The organism is Parabacteroides vesiculifaciens (genome assembly GCF_049860805.1).
In the GTDB taxonomy this organism is placed as follows: Bacteria; Bacteroidota; Bacteroidia; order Bacteroidales; family Tannerellaceae; genus Parabacteroides.
The window spans coordinates 2547219-2564445 of record NZ_CP187555.1; the positions used below are offsets into that span (position 1 = coordinate 2547219).

Here is a 17227-nt window from a genome sequence, read left to right on the forward strand (position 1 = left end):
TGTATTCACATTCAATTTAGATATCATGAAGAAAAATTATCCTTTGCTATCGGTCTGTTTGCTGGCATTGCCTTTTCAAGGCTATGCACAAAAAAAGGCAAACGAGACGAAGCCCAATATACTTTTTATATGCGTAGACGACCTTCGCCGGGAATTAGGTGCTTATGGTTCTGTTGTAAAAACCCCGAACATCGATCGGCTGGCATCACAAGGCAGTTTATTTTTCCAACATTATGTACAAGTTCCGACAAGCGGAGCGTCACGAGCCAGCATGTTGACTGGACATTATCCTAAAGATAAATCGGACCTCTCCAACGAAGCATGCCGGACAAGGCTGTCAGATAAGCCGGAAGGAGAAATCCCGGAAACTATGTTCCACCATTTACGCAGAAATGGCTATTATACTGTCGGCATCGGAAAGATAAGCCACTATGTCGACGGCTGTCTGTATGGCTATGAAGCTCCGAAAACCGAAAAACCGGAACTACCTTATAGTTGGGATGAAATGCTTTTCGATGCCGGAAAATGGGGAAACGGTTGGAATGCCTTTTTCGGATATGCAGATGGAAGTAACCGGCAAAGTCGCAAAAAACAAGTGAAACCATACGAATGTGCAGATGTCGCCGATGAAGGTTATCCGGACGGACTAACGGCAAATCTGGCAGTCAAAAAGCTAAACGAGCTAACAGCTAAGAATGAGCCGTTCTGCTTGGCTGTCGGTTTTTTCAAACCTCACTTACCTTTCACATCCCCTAAAAAATATTGGGATATGTATGATGAAGCCTCCATCCCCATTTCACCTATGCCCGACATTCCAGAAGGATGCAGTACATTTAGTTTACATGAAAGCGCAGAATTTAACGGTTACCAGTTAGGAGAAGAAAAAGCATCCATACAAAAAAGAGTATCAGATGATTATGCCCGAAAACTCAGGCATGCTTATTTTGCCTGTGTTAGTTATATGGATGCCCAAGTTGGAAAAGTATTAAAAGCTCTCGAAGCCAGCGGGCAAGCTGATAATACGATTATTATCCTATGGGGGGATCATGGATGGCATTTGGGAGATCTCCGTGTTTGGGGAAAACATACACTACATGAAACTTCTTTAAGCAGTGCTTTAGTTATAAAAGTTCCCGGATGCAAACAAGGAATAAAGAATGAACGAATCGTCAGTTCCGTTGATATTTATCCGACTTTGATGGACCTTTGCAGAGTTCCTTTACCAGACGGATTAGATGGAAAAAGTTTTGCAAAGCTACTGAACAAACCAAATGATAAAAAATGGGAAGATGCGGCTTACAGCTATTTCCGAAACGGAATTACACTCCGAACTCCGAAATATCGTTTTACCCGTTATAATAAAAAGGGAGAAACGATCACCGAACTTTATCAATATGGCCCGGACCGCATTGAGAGAAAAAATATAGCACAAGAGAATCCCGAAATTGTAAAAAAGTTATTACCTATTTGGGAAAAGGGCGTAAAGTTTGATTATTAGTAGAATATTCAAAGAGAGTGGGTGCCAAATTGTACTCCTGACACCACTCTCTTTCATTTTACGTGAATACATTTACTTCTTCGCTTTCGCCATATCCAAAGCCGAAGTTGTCGTGTAATACTTAGCCAGCATATTAGGCACTTCCCAATCCGGCAGTTTGCCGTCCTTCAGATAGTCAAGGAAATGTTCCGTCACCTGGCCGAAATGGGCTTCATGGCCTACACGGTATTTTGCGGGGATTTCGACCTGCCATACGCCGTCGCCGACCTTATTCAACGCTACACCCGGATATTCTTTCAAAACCTTTTCCATCGAAGCGGTCAGATCCTTTTCGTAAGCGGCCAGATCCACGCCTTTCACTGCTTCGACAAACAATTCAGGCTGGTAGTTCTGCTCCTTGCCCTGGCGGATTACCAGGTCGGCCTTGCTACCCTTCATGACGGAGAAATGGGTATCGCCGCCGCCTTTCGGGAAGGTGTAATTCCAGATTACCGAAACCTTCGCACAAATGCCTTTCAGCCTATAGGTGATATCACCATTGCAATAGACTTTGAGCGTATCGTTTTCGACATCTTTTTGCAGGAAATCAGGATAAGTTTCCGCACCCGTCACCTGGGTAAATTCGGCGGGACTGATAGAAGTAGTCCAACGGTTAGCGTCCAAGAGCTCGATATCTTGAGTATAATCGATGACCTGGTCCGGAAAAGCCTCCCACTGCACAAGATCGACCAAGTGAGTCGTCACATCGACTATGCCTTCGCCCTGTTGATTCACATCAAAAAACCAGGCAGGGCGTTTCAGAGGGTTCCCGGAAACGACTTTAAAGAAATGATGCACACTTTCCTTGACGATTGCCGGTTCTTCGGGAGTTCCTTGCAATTGCTCGCCATAAACAGCCGGAACGCGGGACAGTTCACGTTGTAAAACGGTTGTTATCTCATGACGTTCCGTCATAATATCGTACAACAAAATACCTTTCCGGCTGGCAATATCGAAACATTCTTTGAGTAAACCGAAATTCTCGCTGTTTATAGCCATCGGCTTATCCGCCAAGACATGGATGCCGGCCATAAGCGTTTGTTTGATATACTCGGTTTTTTTCCCATTATTTCCGGCTGTAACCATTACATTCCCTTTCTTTTCAGAAAGCATCTTTTCCAGGAAATCCGGTCCCCGGTAAACGACTTCCCGCCATTTTGTAGGAGAGTCCGAACGCGTATTATAACCATCGATCTTATTCAAATGCTCCTGCACATCGTCCCCTTCCGGAGCATACACATATACTTCGTCCGCAACCTGCTCATAAGAGTTCTTTTGTACAAGAGCTGCATGGAAATGACCTGGATCGAGCGTAATCAGCTTTACTTCGCCCGAAGTTCCGGACAGTTCACCGGACTTTTCTTTCTTTGTCGAACAAGAAGGCATCAGCAAGAGCGACGCCACCGTAAAAATCAAATACTTCTTCATCTTTTTCACACATCTAATTTATTTTATCCGGACTCTCGATCAAAAAACGCTCTATTCCGGTTTGCAAACCATCTATTTCGGCAAGTCCTTTCAGGCGGCCGATCAAAGGATATCCCGGATTGGCACTCCTGCCGTAATCGTCCAATATCCGCAAGCCGTGGTCGGGACGGAAAGGTAACCTTATATCCTTGCGCCCTGCTTTCTTCCGCCGGATTTGTTCTTCCAGCAAGATCTTCACCACGGCAAACATATCGACACTTCCTCCCAAATGCCCGGATTCATAAAAGCCATGATCCGGTAAAAATGCCGTATTCCGCAAATGTACGAAATGAATGCGGGAAGCAAACTCTTTCGCCATTAAAACCAGATCATTATCGGGTCGTGCCGATAAAGAACCGGTACAAAAAGTAAGTCCGTTTGCGATAGATTCACATTGACTGAATATCCACCGGAGATCTTCGACCGTCCCGGCTATCCTCGGCAATCCAAGCAAAGGGAATGGGGGATCGTCCGGATGAATACAAAGGTTCACCCCGGCTTCCTCTGCAACCGGAACCACATCGTCCAGGAACAGAACGAGATTACGGCGCAACTGTTCTTTCCCTATCCGATCATACGTTTTCAAATAATCGAGGAACTGTTTCTTATAATCTTCCCCTTCCCCCACTACGCCATGAATGAACGCCTGTGTCACGATAATAATATTATGTGCCAACTCTTCCTGCTGTTCCGGGGAAAGTCCGGCAGCTATCCCGGCTGCCTTTTCCTGAATATCCGCAGGATAACTTTCACTTGCCCCCTCCCGTTTCAGGATATAAATATCGAAAGCGGCAAAAGTCGGATAATCGAACAACATCGATTCGGCTCCATCCCCGTTTTTATAATGCAAATCCGTTCGCGCCCAATCCAGCACAGGCATAAAATTATAACATACGGTATCTATGCCACAGGCTCCCAGGTTACGCAAAGACTGCCGGTAGTTTTCGATCAGGCGAGGACGGTCGGCCGAACAAATCTTGATGCCTTCCGAAACGGGAAGACTCTCCACTACGCTCCATCTCATACCGTATTTTTCTATTTCCCGCTTGACAGCCCGTATCTCCCCGACCGGCCAAACTTCGCCTGAAGGAATATGGTGAAGGGAGGTAACGACACCTTCCACACCCATCTGCTTTAAATCGGCAAGTCCGACAGAATCTTTCCTGCCGAACCACCTCCATGTTTTTTCCAATGCCATATCTCAGACTCCGCTAAATGAACTGAACCCGCCATCCACCGGAATGATTGCCCCCGTAATGAAACTGGCATGCTCCGAACACAAGAAATGAACCAGCCCGTTCAACTCCTTGATATCCCCAAAACGTTTCATCGGCGTTCGGGCCAACACCTTCCGGCTCCGATCCGTATAAGATCCATCGGGGTTGATCAGCACCGCACGATTCTGGTCGCCGATGAAGAATCCCGGAGCCAAAGCATTCACACGGATTTTCTCACTGAACTTCAAAGCCATCTCCATAGCTAACCATTGGGTAAAGATGCTCACACCGCTTTTAGCGACGGAATAACCCGGCACACGCGTAATAGCCGAATAGGTCGCCATCGACGAGACATTGATAATGCTCCCTTCCCCTTTTTCGGCCATTGCTTTTCCGAATACAAGGCAAGGATAAACCGTTCCGTTCATATTCAGATCCGTTACCCGGTTGAAATCTTCGACCTTCATATCGAACACGGTCTGGTCTTCCCGCAGGGTAGCGCCCGGCAGGTTACCACCTGCGGCATTTATCAGGATATCGACACTTCCCCATCCGGCAAGCAACTTTTCCCTCGCCGCCTCGAGGCTTTGCATATCCAACACATTGCACTGAATACCCATCACATCTCCCAACGGCTGCAACTCCTTCACCCGGTTGTCAAGCTGCTCCTGGCGGATATCCAGGATTGCCACTTTTACACCATTTTCCACGAGACTACGGGAAATACTACCTCCCAAAACTCCACCGCCACCGGTTACAACGGCAACTTTACCTTTCAAATTCAGTTCCATCGGTCTATTCTTTTTTATATTGTTCAAATAACCGGGCGATGTTGGCCTCTCCGGAGTTCCCGGCATGAACCAATACCCGGTATCTTAAATTGATCTTGTCTCCCTTTTTCAACTCTGTCGTTTTCTCGTTCTCCGGCCAGTACATGGGGGTCGGAGACATAAAACCATAATCGCGCGTGAACCAAGGCGACGGATACCATTTATTGGAAGGATGCTGCATGATTGCAATGCCTTCCGTTCCTGTTTTCCTTTTGCCGTAACAATCGATCCAAGACGAACCGACCCCAAACGTTCCTTTTTCCCCTTCTTTACCTTCCGAATTAATCATAACTCCCCCCTGCTTAACCGTCAGATCCGGATCGATACGGGCACTAAACAAAGAATGGTTGGTTTTCTGGATCGTGACATCCATCAGCATTTCCATTTCGATATCGAAATCCAACTGATACAAATCTTTGGACGGGGAGGAGATCGTGATCTTACGGCGGTCGATGATAGGTGCCTGCGCATCCGGACGTTTCCAGATACATTCGTCTTCAATCACCACCTGCTCACCTTTCGCTTCGACAATACGGGCGCCGACCGACACGATTTGTCCGCGCTCGAGCCCTTCCTGCCAATAGTTGCCGCCATTCACCCGGTCGCAACCGAAAAACAAGGAACTGTGGTGAGGATATTCCCCATTGCGCATCGAAGTCGTCGTGGCTCCCGATACAGGCCCGTTGACCGGAAAAAAGAAAGGATATTTTTCATCCGGCTGAAAACGGTAACTGGTAAAAAACTGTTTGCCGATCACGACATCTATACGGTTCCCGACCTTTGTTGCAGAAACTTCCTGTTTCTGCGCCATCATGCTTCCTGCCAAAAAGACCGCTGCGATAGTTACTATTATTTTTTTCATATTTGTTCTATACTTTTGTTTTACTTTTATGTGATATTTATTGAACCGTTACTTTCGGAGGATAAGCAAAATCATTCCACAGACGATCCGCCCTTTCACGGTTCATCTCGCCGTCATAAGAGAAAATACGGTAACGCAATTTATATTGCTTTCCGGGCATCAACTCCCAATCCTTGTTTTTTGTCGGTGCGAAATTGACAAAAGCGTCTCCCCGCCCGCCATTTGCATTTTCATCCCAGATACGAAGGGGTTCGGGCGCATTATAGTTTTCCGGATGTCCCAGGAACAGCATACCCGAACGTCCCTGATTTCCACACTGTCCGGTAACGTAAATCCAGCGGGCTGTCGTCCCGTCTATCTCCTGCCGCGTTTTTCCTTCGGATGTAAACATCTCACAATTCTCTTTCGTCCACTCTTCCGTAGCACGCCATCCGAAACCCGCATAGCGATAGGCCTTTATCAACACCGGCAAATCCGTCGACGGATGCAGCCCCGACTCAAAGTCCCATAAAAAGCCACCCGATACGTTCCAGGCTTTCACATCCCACGACTCATCCATGATCACTTTCTCGCCCTTCGCACCAAAGATACAATGGTCGAGGCGAGCCGTATATCCGGCACAGATATCTCCCTGATACACCTGCTCGATCTTCCGGGCACGGACCGTTCCCTGCTTGTCACCTAAGTTCCAAAGGTCATACATCTTGCCGTCATACTCGATGCGCGTCCACGGATTCCAGATGCCATAATGATGATGATGATCCTTCGGCTGGATAGTGGTCAACACATTGCCGGAAGGAGAATAGGCAGGATGGATAAAACCACTTCGCCCGTAAGCCGGATCAACCCCCGCCGGTGAAGAAACGAATCCATAATTATATTGAAGTACATTCCGGCCGTTCTGTTTCAGGATCAAACCTTTGCCGGTATCTTCCACCCGCATGGTTTCTTCACCGGCATCCGTTTTGGTCAACCGGACAACGAATTCACGGGTAGTGCCTGCCGGTGTAACTCCATCCAAGACCCAGTATAAAACAGGTATTTCGTCCTTTTCCTGAATCAACTGGCATTTAACAGGCTTCCGCTCCTTCCCTGTCTGTTCGAACAAGACAATCCGGGTATTCTTCTTTATTTTCAGTTTGGATATTTCTGTCGAGACGACGCAATCCTGACGATCGAATCGCCCCGCTTCCACTACGATCCTGACCGTTCCCGCCGCCCATAGGGAGGCTGAAAGCAGGCTACATAGAATAATTGAAATTAATTGTCTCATAGCAATCAAAAATTATAAGGAGGACGGTGTGGGCGTGCAATCATCGAATTGGCCTCGTCATCATTTTTGAAACGTTCCAAAATAGGATCCCAATAGAGCTTACGGTTCAATTTCATTGCAATATGCTGCAACAAACAAGCCGAACAAGAACGGTGAGCAACCTCAGCCGGCGTAATATTCTGCTTTCTTGTGCGTACACTCTCCAGCCAGTTGCCGTGGTGATCCGTGCTTTTATACAAATGCACTTCATCTTCTCCGATCACCGATGTCAATATTTTAGGGTCCGAAGCCTGCAACGCCTTCGATGAACCGGCAGTAGCAGGATCGTTGGCAGAAGCAGAATAAGCGCCACGGCTCACAAATATCCATCCTTCTGTTCCGGTAAACAAAACACCGTTCGGTTTTTCCTTCGTATTGGTAGTCCCCCGTACAATAACACCGTTGTCATACAACATTTCCGTCTCGAAATCATCCCCGTGGACGTTCCATAAGCCACCTGAAGCAAACGTCGCACGGCCGGATATTTCAACCGGGCCGGAATATTCCTTGTCCATCGCCCAATGTGCAATATCAAAATGGTGCGCTCCCCATCCGGTAATCATACCGGCTCCAAATTGTTCGCAACGCAACCAGCCCGGACGGCCATAGCCCTGCTGGGGATGCACACGGTCAACCGTATAAGGCACATATGGCGTTTGTCCCAGCCACATATCATAATTGAATCCTTTTGGAACAGGCATTTCCTCCGGGTTACCACCCGACGGATCACCCGGCAGGCGTACCTCGATTTCTTTTAGTTGTCCGATACGTCCATTTCTCACCAGTTCGCAGGCATAACGGAACTGCTCCATCGAGCGTTGCTGGCTGCCGATCTGCAAAATCCTGCCGCTTGCATTCACAGCATCGCTCATCTTCCGGCCTTCCTCTATCGTCAGTGAAGTCGGTTTCTGCAAATAAACATCCTTGCCGGCCCGCACGGCATCGATCGCAATCTTTGCATGCCAATGATCCGGAGTACTGACCAGGACAGCATCGATATCTTTATTCGCCAGCAGTTCCCGGTAATCTCCATACGTGGTCACACAAGTGTAAGGTTTACCCAATTTTTTCGAATAGTATCCTTCCACCAGTTTTTTTGCATCGGCCACCCGGTTGGCATCGAGATCCGCAGCCGCAATAATCCGGACATCGTCATATTTCCAGACTCCGGGCATATCATGGTCCCGTGAAATACGTCCGGTTCCGATCGCACCGATATTGATGCGGTTGGATGGTGCATTGGGCCCAAAGACTGAGGCCGGGACAATTGTCGGTGCAATGAACATACCGACACCGGCTGTCAACGATCTTTTCAGAAATTCTCTTCGTGTTGTACTCATGATAATAGAATTTAGATTTTTCTTTTGACAAAGATACAGAGATTGAACCCGGCAGATATATCTTTTTTTTGCAGATAATTGCACTATCTTGGGAAATAGGGTTAATGACCGCTTGATTTAAAAAAGAAACAAAGGAAAAAGCTATATTTGTCCCTGAAACAAGAACAATACGGAATATGGGAAACAAATTAATGCATGAGCAATTGACGATATATGCCGGGACTCCGATTATAGCCAGGCATTACGACTATGATAAATTCACATTTCCCTGGCATGTTCACAAAGAATTTGAAATCATATTTGTAAAAGAGAGTTCAGGAGAACGTTTTGTGGCCGACAGCATGGAGATCTTCCAACCGTATGACCTGACCCTCGTCGGGCACAGCGTACCCCATTACATGAAAAGCGCGGCCGAATACGAGACCGGAGATCCGTCGAAGCGGGTGAAAGGAACGATCATCCAATTCGAGGAGGAGTTCATGTCGCATGCCATCAACAATTATGCCGATCTGGTCCATATCAAAAAACTGCTCGACGAATCCGGACGGGGAATCCATTTCCCCCACCCTGCCAACCGGGAAATCATCACCTGCATAGAACAGCTTCCGGACAGCAAAGGGACGATGAGAATCATCAATCTATTACACCTGTTGGACCTTATGGCCAACTTCAAGGAAAAACGTTACCTGGGAAGCGTACACTTCTGCCAGTCCATATCGCTGACCATGGACCAACGGATGGAAAAGATACTGACCTACCTCTCCGGCCATTTCAAGGAAGACATAGACCTGAATGAAATATCTTCTTTAGTTGCCATGAATGCCTCTTCTTTCTGCCGCTATTTTAAAGAGAGATCGGGAAAGACATTTACGGAATATATGCTGGACCTCCGTATCGGCTATGCTTGCAAGCTGCTGGTAGAAAACACGATGGATGTGATCCAGATCAGCATCGAATGCGGTTTCAACACGATAGCCCACTTCAATCGCATATTCAAACGGAACACCGGCCTTACCCCCACCGAATACAGAAAACAGTTCTTAAAATAAATCCTGCACCCTACCATTACTGGTTTGATGCAGGATTCGCCCTAAAACTATATGTAAAAGAAAATCTTCCTTATTTTGTCTTCGCTTTCGCCATATCCAAAGCCGAAGTTGTCGTATAATACTTAGCCAGCATATTAGGCACTTCCCAATCCGGCAGTTTGCCGTCCTTCAGATAGTCAAGGAAATGTTCCGTCACCTGGCCGAAATGGGCTTCATGGCCTACACGGTATTTTGCGGGGATTTCGACCTGCCATACGCCGTCGCCGACCTTATTCAACGCTACACCCGGATATTCTTTCGAAACCTTTTCCATCGAAGCGGTCAGATCCTTTTCGTAAGCGGCCAGATCCACGCCTTTCACTGCTTCGACAAACAATTCAGGCTGGTAGTTCTGTTCCTTGCCCTGGCGGATTACCAGGTCGGCCTTGCTACCCTTCATAACGGAGAAATGGGTATCGCCGCCGCCTTTCGGGAAGGTATAATTCCAGATTACCGAAACCTTAGCTGTCACACCTTTTATCTTATAAATGATATCACCATTGCAATATACTTTCAAAGTATCGTTTTCGACATCTTTCTTCAGGAAGTCAGGATAAGCCTCCGTCCCAGTCACCTGTTTGAACTCTTCCGGGCTGATAGAGGTTGTCCAACGGTTAGCATCTATCAGTTCGATATCTTTCTTATAGTCGATAACCTGTTCCGGGAATGCTTCCCACTGAACCAGGTCGACTAAGTGTGTCGTTACATCGACGATGCCTTCGCCCTGTTGAGTCACGTCAAGATACCATACCGGACGAGTCAGCGGTTTATTGTCGACCAGCTTAAACAGATGATGCACACTCTCCTTCACAATAGCCGGTTCTTCGGGTGAACCTTTCAACTGCTCGCCATAAACAGCCGGGATAGTGGAAAGTTCGCGCTGCAGCATCGTAGTGATTTCATTCCGTTCAGTCATGATGTCATACAGCATGATGTTTTTCTGCTTGGCGATAGCAAAACATTCTTCCAGCAATTTAAAGCTCTGGCTATTGATCGCCATCGGTTTGTCGGAAAGCACATTGATTCCGGCTTCAAGCGTTTTCTTAATATATTCGGTCTTCTTACCGTTATTTCCGGCCTGGATCATCACGTTTCCCTTCTTCTCGGCCAACATTTTTTCTAAGTAATCATCCCCCGTATAAACGATTTCATTCCAAGCTGTCGGATTCTCCGCACGTGTGTTGAATCCCTGGATACGTTTCAGGTGCTCATCCACGTCAAAACCAGTGGGTGCGTACACATAAACATCTTTAGAAACTTGCGGATAAGACACTTTTTGCACTAATGCTGCATGGAAATGTCCGGGATCGAGCGTGATGAGCTTAACCTCTCCCGGTGCGCCGGTAAAACCTTCGGCAGCTTTCTCCTGTTTTGTGTTACAGGAAGTTCCGACCAACAGAGCCGCCATAGAAAATACAAGATAGTTTTTCATACTATTATAATTAAATTATTGATAAGCATTTACATTGGACTGTTTGCGGGCACAAAGATAATATAAAAACAAAATCATCTCTATGACTTCGCTATAAAACAAGAAGAATTTATTCAACAATCACAGCAACCGGATTACTTTCGTCCGAAAGATTTGACAAAAGCATCCGCACTGGATTATCTTTTTGAGAGGGATTCTCTTCGATCCATTCTTTCACTTCGGTAACGTTTAACAATCCGGCCAATTCCCCTTTAGCCGTTGCCGTTTGGAGAGATTTGATGAAAAGCCCGTTTGCCGGATCACTGATCTTTCCTTTTTTCATGACCTTGGTCTCTCCGGTTTCTTTGTCATAAAAACCCCAATAAGTTTCATCTTTACCCAATCCTTTGTAGCAGATTTCGTAATAGCTGGTCTGGAAAACGAAAAACAAAACCTTTTTACCTTCCAATACATAATTGAAACCAATCTTGTTTTCATTGCCTTCCGGTTTATGGCGTTCTTCGTAAGGCCAATGCCTGGCACCCAAATCGAAAACATACTGGGGTTCCAACTTATGGTCCGACACGCAGTAGATGGTATCGTTAAAGTTTTCCTTCAAATAGAGTTGCCCATCAAACGCCCAAAGGCATGGTTCTTTGGCATAATCAAAAACGACTTTGCCATTTTTCAACTTCAAAATCGTACAATGAGTAGAGACCGGAATATTGCCATATCCAGTCAAAATGACAGGCATTCCGGATAGATCAAACGCCAACGAATCTTCTTGGCCTGCAATTTCACTCCGTACCTTTTTATTCGGGATATGGTACGAAAACAGTTTATCTTCACTCTTTTTGAACAAAGTCTTTCGATAAAAATACAAATCATCCCCGTTTCCAATCACAGACGATCCTTGCAACCTGGGCAATCCCTCCGGCAAACTGAGGTGTTCCAACGGATTCCCGTCCGCATCAAAACGCAAAATCCGTTGACCTTCCGTCTGGACATAGATGGTACCGGACACGTCGTCCGTCCAAAAAACCGGAAAGCCATCCTGCAACAGATATTCATCCGCCCCTTGCCCGACCTTCCCGATACACCGGATGAATTTGCCGGTCTTGCGATCGAACATTTTTACCGGTTGCTCGCGGGAGCCTACCAGCAACTTATCTTTCAATATCCTGATATAAGCCCTATCTCCTACCAGCGACTCATCTGTTGTTTCCAACGGCACATAATCAATATGGCAGCCAAGATCCTCCACCGAAATTTTTCCGGGCTGCTTGAATGCTTGCCCTAAGGGAATGATTTTTGCCCCCTGTTCCTGCGTGGTATCTGAACAAGCGCAACAGATTGCAGCCAAGACGATAAATACTACTTTCTTCATGGTAATTAACAATTAAGCATAGATTGCAATATAAGGATAAAAAAGAAGCAAAACCAACCTTTTTACCGAAAAACCTTCCCCCTCAACCCCATCATTCTTCCACCGCAAAAGGCAGATTCGCCGTAGAGGCATACCCCGTGTTGTCAAGCACATACAAATGCCCTTTTCCCCATTTTTTTTAAATTCTTATTTTTTCGTTTTTATGATAATCACACCGTTTGCTCCTTTCGCACCATAGCCCAAACCGTCTTTCACCACCTCGATGAGTTCTACGTCATTCACATGGCATCCCTGGTCGGCTGCGGCAAAGGTCGTCTCCGCCCCATCCACGATCACCAGCGGGTCGGTCGACAGGTTCAGGCTCTTCGAGCCTCTGATCAGGATCCTTTCCCCCTCATCCGAATATTCGAAGCTCACCCCAGGTATGCAAGCCTTCACCGCCTCTTTGATGGTCAGGTAGCCGTTGCGTTCGATCATCTGGGCGGTGATGACGGAGCCGCTGCCATACCTTTTGAACACCAACTCGTCCACCGTCACCGTATGGGCGGTGCCTTTGCCATCGCCGACCTCCAAAGCGCCGCTGCTGACTTTCAGCTGCAACCGCCCGGCATCCCCCAACAAGAACTTGGCTCCCTTGCCTTCTTTCAGGTAAACCACCACGCTGTCGGTCGGCAAAACCCCTTTCAGGCGGAACTCGCCTTTCTTGTCCGTCTTCTCCAGGATTTTGGTGTTCACCACCCCGATACGGACATTCTTCACCGGATTGCCGCCCTCATCGGCAACCACCCCTTCAACAACCTTCTTCTGGGCGTACCCATCGAAGACGGCAAAACTCGCCATCAAAATGGCCGACAATAGCAATAGATTCTTTTTCATGGTTCAATCCGTTTTTATATTATAAAGCACCATTTTTCTTCTTTATCGTCCCAAATGGCCCGGACTTTCTTTGCGAGGATTCTCCACCGCCCGCTTCACTTCATTGATTTCGTTGATGAGTTGTTCGGTGGTAGGCAGGTAGAGCTGGTATTTGCTTGCAAGAATCGTCCGGTTGTTTTCCGGCAAAGCCAACTTCACCGCCGTATCGTTCTTATCGGTGCAGAGCAAAATGCCGATAGTTGGATTCTCGTCCTCGGTCTTCACAAAGCGGTCGTAGTAATTGACATACATCTGCAACTGCCCGAGGTCTTGGTGTGTGAGTTTCTGCGTTTTCAGTTCAATCACCACAAACGAGCGCAGCAGACGGTTGTAGAACACAAGGTCGACAAAGTATTCGTCATCTTCCACGAGTATCCGCTTCTGCCTTGCCACGAAAGAGAAACCATTGCCCATTTCAAGCAGGAAGTCGGCGATGTGCGATATGATGGCACTCTCCAAGTCCTTCTCGTAATAAGAGGCACGGCGTTCCAACCCGAGGAACTCCAAGACCATCGGGTCTTTGATGATCTCCGTAGGCGATTCGGGGATTCGTTGCCCCCGCGCCACGGCAAGCACCGCCTCTTTATCATTGCTAAGCAACAGACGCTCGTAAAGCAAGGAATTGATTTGGCGTTCCAACTCGCGCTTCGTCCAACCGTTGTTGATCGCTTCGAGTTGGTAATACTCGCGTTTGTCTGAATCAGGAATGGCGATCAACAACTTGTATTGCGACCAGTTCAATTGCGAACACACTGTATTCGCAATCGGGTAAGTGCGGTAAAACTGACGGCACATTTCAAGTTGTCGCACCGAAAACCCGCTACCATAGTCGGGCGCAATGCGCTTCGAGAGGTTCTTGATAAGGTACGAGCCGTAGTCGGCACGTTCCTTTCCCTGCTGCTCTTTCTTGAAAATGCGCTTGCCAATGTTCCAATACATCTGCACCCGGCAGAAGTCCACACTCCGCACGGCATTGGCACGTGCGCTGTCAATAATCTGTTTGATTTCACCCACGAACCCGTCCAAGGAGTCGTGAGGGACATTTAGCATTTCATTTTTCATATCACCCATTGCAAAAGCTGCCCGATAATAAATGCGAAGATAACGATTTTATCGGTCATTCCATAGCATCGTGCGAAATAAAACCGATCATCGGGTTGGCATCTCTTCCCTCTTCTTCTCCCGTATGTACCGCTCCACCGCCCAGTGCGCCAGGCGGCGGAAGTCGTCTTCGCCCAAAAGCTCCCAAAGGAGAGAAAGGAAACGGGCGTAATAGCTCAGGCGGATGTCATCGCCTTTTTTAGGGCGCTGTAGGCGCGGCTGCCGACAGACAACTCGCCCTTGAAGAAACGTTCGGTGATCTTGAGGCGTGCCATCAGCTCGGAGATGCACGCGCCCATCTTTGGATAGGAAAATGTAGATTTCATGTTATATGTTATTAAATATCAGACTTCCCGTTAACAACTGCTCACAATGCCCCCCGCATACCGGGGGCAAGGTTTCAGAAAGGATGTGCAAATTAGGCAAAAATTACCGGATGTCAAACTTTTAAACCGATTTCACATGGAAAAAACAGAAAACACATTCCGCCCGGCGCGTTTCACCTCGCTGCATTCCACCACGCCCCAACCCACCACATGGGAAGAGGTCGTGCATGAACTCACCGACGGGCGGCACGCCGCCACCACCGCCCTCTACCGTTCCCTCCTCCCCGCAAAAGGGCAAGAGAGCGAAGAACAGAAACGCCGGTTGGGCCGCCTCAAGCAGGAACGGCCCGCCTTCGTCCCCTCCGTCAGCCTCGCGGAAGGGCGCACGCAGGCGCACATCACCGGCTATTCGGGTTTCATCATGGTGGACATCGACGGCATACCCGCCGAGGCGTTCGCCGCCACACTCGCCAAAGTCCGCGAAGACCCGCACTCGTTCCTCGTCTACACCACCCTCTCCGGACGGGGCATACGCGCCATCGCGCAGGTCGGAGGCGAAGTGGGGAAGCACAACTTCGCCCTCGCTTGGCAGACGGTGAACGACTACTACGCCCACCTCACCGGCATCGCCATCGACCGCCAGTGCAAGAACGCCACCCGTATGTCGGTGATCTGCCACGACCCCGATGCGCTCTACCGCCCCGAAGCCACCCCGTTCGCCCTCAAAGCAAAAACTGCACGGCAGGCAGGAGATGCCCCGGCCCGATCTGCCGGGAAAGGAGCGAACGGGCGGAGACCTTCCATCAAGCGGGCGGAAAAGGTCGTGCGCCGGCTGGTCGAAGAAGAGGGCGTGCGCTACGGGCCGGGCAGCCACAACGACTACATCTGCCGGTGCCTCTACCACATGAACCGGTTCGGCGTGCCCGAAGCTGAAGCCGAGGCGTGGGCAGTCGAAGCCTTCGCCGACTATGACGCCTCCTCCGTCCGTGCGACCACGCGGAGCTGCTACGCCCTCACGGCCGAGCACGCCACACTCCGCCTTGCCGATTTCTGCGGCCGAGGCGGGGGGCGGGGCGGCAAGGCGACAGTCGGAGAGATGGAGCAGTTCATCGCCGGGTACATGGAACTGCGCATGAACCGCCTGACGCACCTCCTCGAAGCCCGCCTGCTCGATGAAGGGCGGCCCTCGCCTGAGGGCTGGCAACCCATGAGCGACACACTCGAAAACTCCCTTTGGTGCGCCATGCGCCGGGCAGGGGTCGAAGCGGACCTCTTCCACCTGCGCACGCTCCTGCTCTCCGACTTCGCGCCGCCCTACCACCCATTGGAGGAGTTCCTCGAAAAGGCCGGGCCGTGGGACGGGGTGACGGACCATATCGGCCGCCTCGCCGCGATGGTGCACACCGCCGATGGCGATGCCGCCCGCTTCGACCTCTGCTTCCGCCGCTGGATGGTGGGGATGATGGCCGCTGCCTTGGACGAACGGGTGGTGAACCACGTCATCCTCGTCCTGATCGGGCGGCAGGGCAGCTTCAAGACCTCGTTCTTCCAGAACCTCCTGCCCCCTTCGCTCCGCCTCTACTACACCACGAAGACCAACTCGCAGCGGCTCACCAAGGACGACCTCTTCACCATGACGGCGAACCTCCTCATCAACTTCGAGGAGATCGACTCCATGCTGCGCAGCGAGCTGAACCAGCTCAAGGCGATGACCACCACGCTCTATGTAGACGAACGCCCCGCCTACGGGCGCAACAAGGTGCACCTGCCGCACGTGGCCTCGTTCTGCGCCACCGGCAACAACCTGCAGTTCCTCACCGACGACACCGGCAACCGCCGCTGGCTGCCGTTCGAAGTGACGGCCATCGACAACCCTTGGACGGCACGGATCCCCTACGAGAGGGTCTACGCACAGGCGAAAGCCTTGCTCGACAGCGGTTTCACCTATTGGTTCCAAGACCACGAGATCGAGGAGCTGAACCGCCACAACCGCCGTTTCGAGACGCCCAACCCTGCCCGCGAACTGATCCTGATGCACTACCGCCACCCCGCCGGATTGGAGAAAGGCCGCTACGTCACCGCCAGCCAGATCGTCGCCCGCTTCGGCGGAAGCATCCGGCTGAACCCCGTACAGGTAGGGAAGACCTTGAAAGAGCTTGGATACAAGCAAATACATACGACCAACGGGAACATCTGGGTGGTTGCGGAGCGCACGACCGATGAGATGAACAGCATCCTGCCCGAACCGGACGAAGAGGACACTCCTTCCCCCGCTTTATGAAGGATGAAAGATAAAACGGGGCTTTCTGCAAACTTTCCCGGTTGCATAAAACAAGGGATGCCCCCTTTAAAGGAGGCACCCCTTGTTTTATTTTTCCCTAAACTTTTACAGAAAAGCCCTTTTATCTTTCATCCTTCATATTAACCGACTGAT

General features: G+C 49.3%; 14 protein-coding genes. 3 read left to right on the forward strand and 11 right to left on the reverse strand.

The window, feature by feature from the left end:
• Positions 1-25: 25 nt before the first annotated feature.
• Positions 26-1498, forward strand: coding sequence for a sulfatase (locus tag ACPYIV_RS10400; protein WP_425886471.1), 1473 nt, complete (start codon positions 26-28; stop codon positions 1496-1498).
• A 72-nt stretch (positions 1499-1570) separates the two neighbouring features.
• Here ACPYIV_RS10400 and ACPYIV_RS10405 read toward each other — a convergent pair whose 3' ends face one another.
• The 6 genes from ACPYIV_RS10405 to ACPYIV_RS10430 are packed head-to-tail and all read right to left on the reverse strand — an operon-like array spanning position 1571 to position 8565.
• Positions 1571-2965 carry a putative oxidoreductase C-terminal domain-containing protein gene (locus tag ACPYIV_RS10405; RefSeq protein WP_425886517.1) on the reverse strand — a complete coding sequence of 465 codons (1395 nt, stop codon included), beginning with the start codon at positions 2963-2965 and terminating at the stop codon, positions 1571-1573.
• Positions 2966-2978: 13 nt separating this feature from the next.
• Positions 2979-4202, reverse strand: a complete 1224-nt coding sequence (gene uxuA, locus ACPYIV_RS10410) for a mannonate dehydratase (protein ID WP_425886472.1) — start codon at positions 4200-4202, stop codon at positions 2979-2981.
• A 3-nt stretch (positions 4203-4205) separates the two neighbouring features.
• The gene (locus ACPYIV_RS10415; RefSeq protein WP_293734245.1) at positions 4206-5012 is read right to left on the reverse strand and encodes an SDR family oxidoreductase; all 807 of its coding nucleotides are present in this window, start codon (positions 5010-5012) and stop codon (positions 4206-4208) included.
• A gap of 4 nt (positions 5013-5016) precedes the next feature.
• Positions 5017-5913 (reverse strand): PmoA family protein, encoded by an 897-nt coding sequence (locus tag ACPYIV_RS10420; protein WP_293734244.1) that lies wholly within the window; start codon positions 5911-5913, stop codon positions 5017-5019.
• 37 nt (positions 5914-5950) lie between these two features.
• Positions 5951-7186, reverse strand: a complete 1236-nt coding sequence (locus ACPYIV_RS10425) for a PmoA family protein (RefSeq protein ID WP_425886473.1) — start codon at positions 7184-7186, stop codon at positions 5951-5953.
• A gap of 5 nt (positions 7187-7191) precedes the next feature.
• A complete protein-coding gene (locus tag ACPYIV_RS10430) occupies positions 7192-8565 on the reverse strand; it encodes a Gfo/Idh/MocA family protein (protein ID WP_299360541.1) in 1374 nt (457 codons plus the stop codon).
• Between the two features lie 176 nt (positions 8566-8741).
• Here ACPYIV_RS10430 and ACPYIV_RS10435 point away from each other — a divergent pair, with 176 nt between their 5' ends.
• Positions 8742-9614 (forward strand): AraC family transcriptional regulator, encoded by an 873-nt coding sequence (locus tag ACPYIV_RS10435; RefSeq protein ID WP_293734241.1) that lies wholly within the window; start codon positions 8742-8744, stop codon positions 9612-9614.
• A 70-nt stretch (positions 9615-9684) separates the two neighbouring features.
• Here ACPYIV_RS10435 and ACPYIV_RS10440 read toward each other — a convergent pair whose 3' ends face one another.
• The 5 genes from ACPYIV_RS10440 to ACPYIV_RS10460 form a co-directional block, all read right to left on the reverse strand.
• Entirely contained in the window at positions 9685-11085 is a 1401-nt protein-coding gene (locus tag ACPYIV_RS10440) for a putative oxidoreductase C-terminal domain-containing protein (protein ID WP_293734240.1), read from the reverse strand.
• 109 nt (positions 11086-11194) lie between these two features.
• Positions 11195-12451, reverse strand: coding sequence for a 6-bladed beta-propeller (locus ACPYIV_RS10445; RefSeq protein ID WP_425886474.1), 1257 nt, complete (start codon positions 12449-12451; stop codon positions 11195-11197).
• Between the two features lie 186 nt (positions 12452-12637).
• Positions 12638-13327, reverse strand: a complete 690-nt coding sequence (locus ACPYIV_RS10450) for a TonB-dependent receptor plug domain-containing protein (protein ID WP_425886475.1) — start codon at positions 13325-13327, stop codon at positions 12638-12640.
• Between the two features lie 42 nt (positions 13328-13369).
• On the reverse strand, positions 13370-14428 hold the full coding sequence (locus tag ACPYIV_RS10455; RefSeq protein WP_425886476.1) for a PDDEXK nuclease domain-containing protein: 1059 nt from the start codon (positions 14426-14428) through the stop codon (positions 13370-13372).
• Positions 14429-14643: 215 nt separating this feature from the next.
• Positions 14644-14793, reverse strand: coding sequence for a hypothetical protein (locus ACPYIV_RS10460; RefSeq protein ID WP_301705043.1), 150 nt, complete (start codon positions 14791-14793; stop codon positions 14644-14646).
• Positions 14794-14929: 136 nt separating this feature from the next.
• On the opposite strand from ACPYIV_RS10460, the gene ACPYIV_RS10465 reads away from it, so the two are divergent.
• The gene (locus ACPYIV_RS10465; RefSeq protein WP_299361620.1) at positions 14930-17074 is read left to right on the forward strand and encodes a VapE domain-containing protein; all 2145 of its coding nucleotides are present in this window, start codon (positions 14930-14932) and stop codon (positions 17072-17074) included.
• The last annotated feature ends 153 nt before the right edge of the window (positions 17075-17227 follow it).

Bases quoted from the DNA above. Each gene is read 5' to 3' on its own strand.
- ACPYIV_RS10465 (WP_299361620.1), top strand. From the start codon at position 14,930: ATGGAAAAAACAGAAAACACATTCCGCCCGGCGCGTTTCACCTCGCTG.
- ACPYIV_RS10450 (WP_425886475.1), bottom strand. From the start codon at position 13,327: ATGAAAAAGAATCTATTGCTATTGTCGGCCATTTTGATGGCGAGTTTT.
- ACPYIV_RS10405 (WP_425886517.1), bottom strand. From the start codon at position 2,965: ATGAAGAAGTATTTGATTTTTACGGTGGCGTCGCTCTTGCTGATGCCT.
- ACPYIV_RS10440 (WP_293734240.1), bottom strand. From the start codon at position 11,085: ATGAAAAACTATCTTGTATTTTCTATGGCGGCTCTGTTGGTCGGAACT.
- ACPYIV_RS10425 (WP_425886473.1), bottom strand. From the start codon at position 7,186: ATGAGACAATTAATTTCAATTATTCTATGTAGCCTGCTTTCAGCCTCC.
- ACPYIV_RS10435 (WP_293734241.1), top strand. From the start codon at position 8,742: ATGGGAAACAAATTAATGCATGAGCAATTGACGATATATGCCGGGACT.
- ACPYIV_RS10445 (WP_425886474.1), bottom strand. From the start codon at position 12,451: ATGAAGAAAGTAGTATTTATCGTCTTGGCTGCAATCTGTTGCGCTTGT.
- ACPYIV_RS10460 (WP_301705043.1), bottom strand. From the start codon at position 14,793: ATGAAATCTACATTTTCCTATCCAAAGATGGGCGCGTGCATCTCCGAG.
- ACPYIV_RS10430 (WP_299360541.1), bottom strand. From the start codon at position 8,565: ATGAGTACAACACGAAGAGAATTTCTGAAAAGATCGTTGACAGCCGGT.
- ACPYIV_RS10455 (WP_425886476.1), bottom strand. From the start codon at position 14,428: ATGAAAAATGAAATGCTAAATGTCCCTCACGACTCCTTGGACGGGTTC.
- ACPYIV_RS10420 (WP_293734244.1), bottom strand. From the start codon at position 5,913: ATGAAAAAAATAATAGTAACTATCGCAGCGGTCTTTTTGGCAGGAAGC.
- ACPYIV_RS10400 (WP_425886471.1), top strand. From the start codon at position 26: ATGAAGAAAAATTATCCTTTGCTATCGGTCTGTTTGCTGGCATTGCCT.
- uxuA (WP_425886472.1), bottom strand. From the start codon at position 4,202: ATGGCATTGGAAAAAACATGGAGGTGGTTCGGCAGGAAAGATTCTGTC.
- ACPYIV_RS10415 (WP_293734245.1), bottom strand. From the start codon at position 5,012: ATGGAACTGAATTTGAAAGGTAAAGTTGCCGTTGTAACCGGTGGCGGT.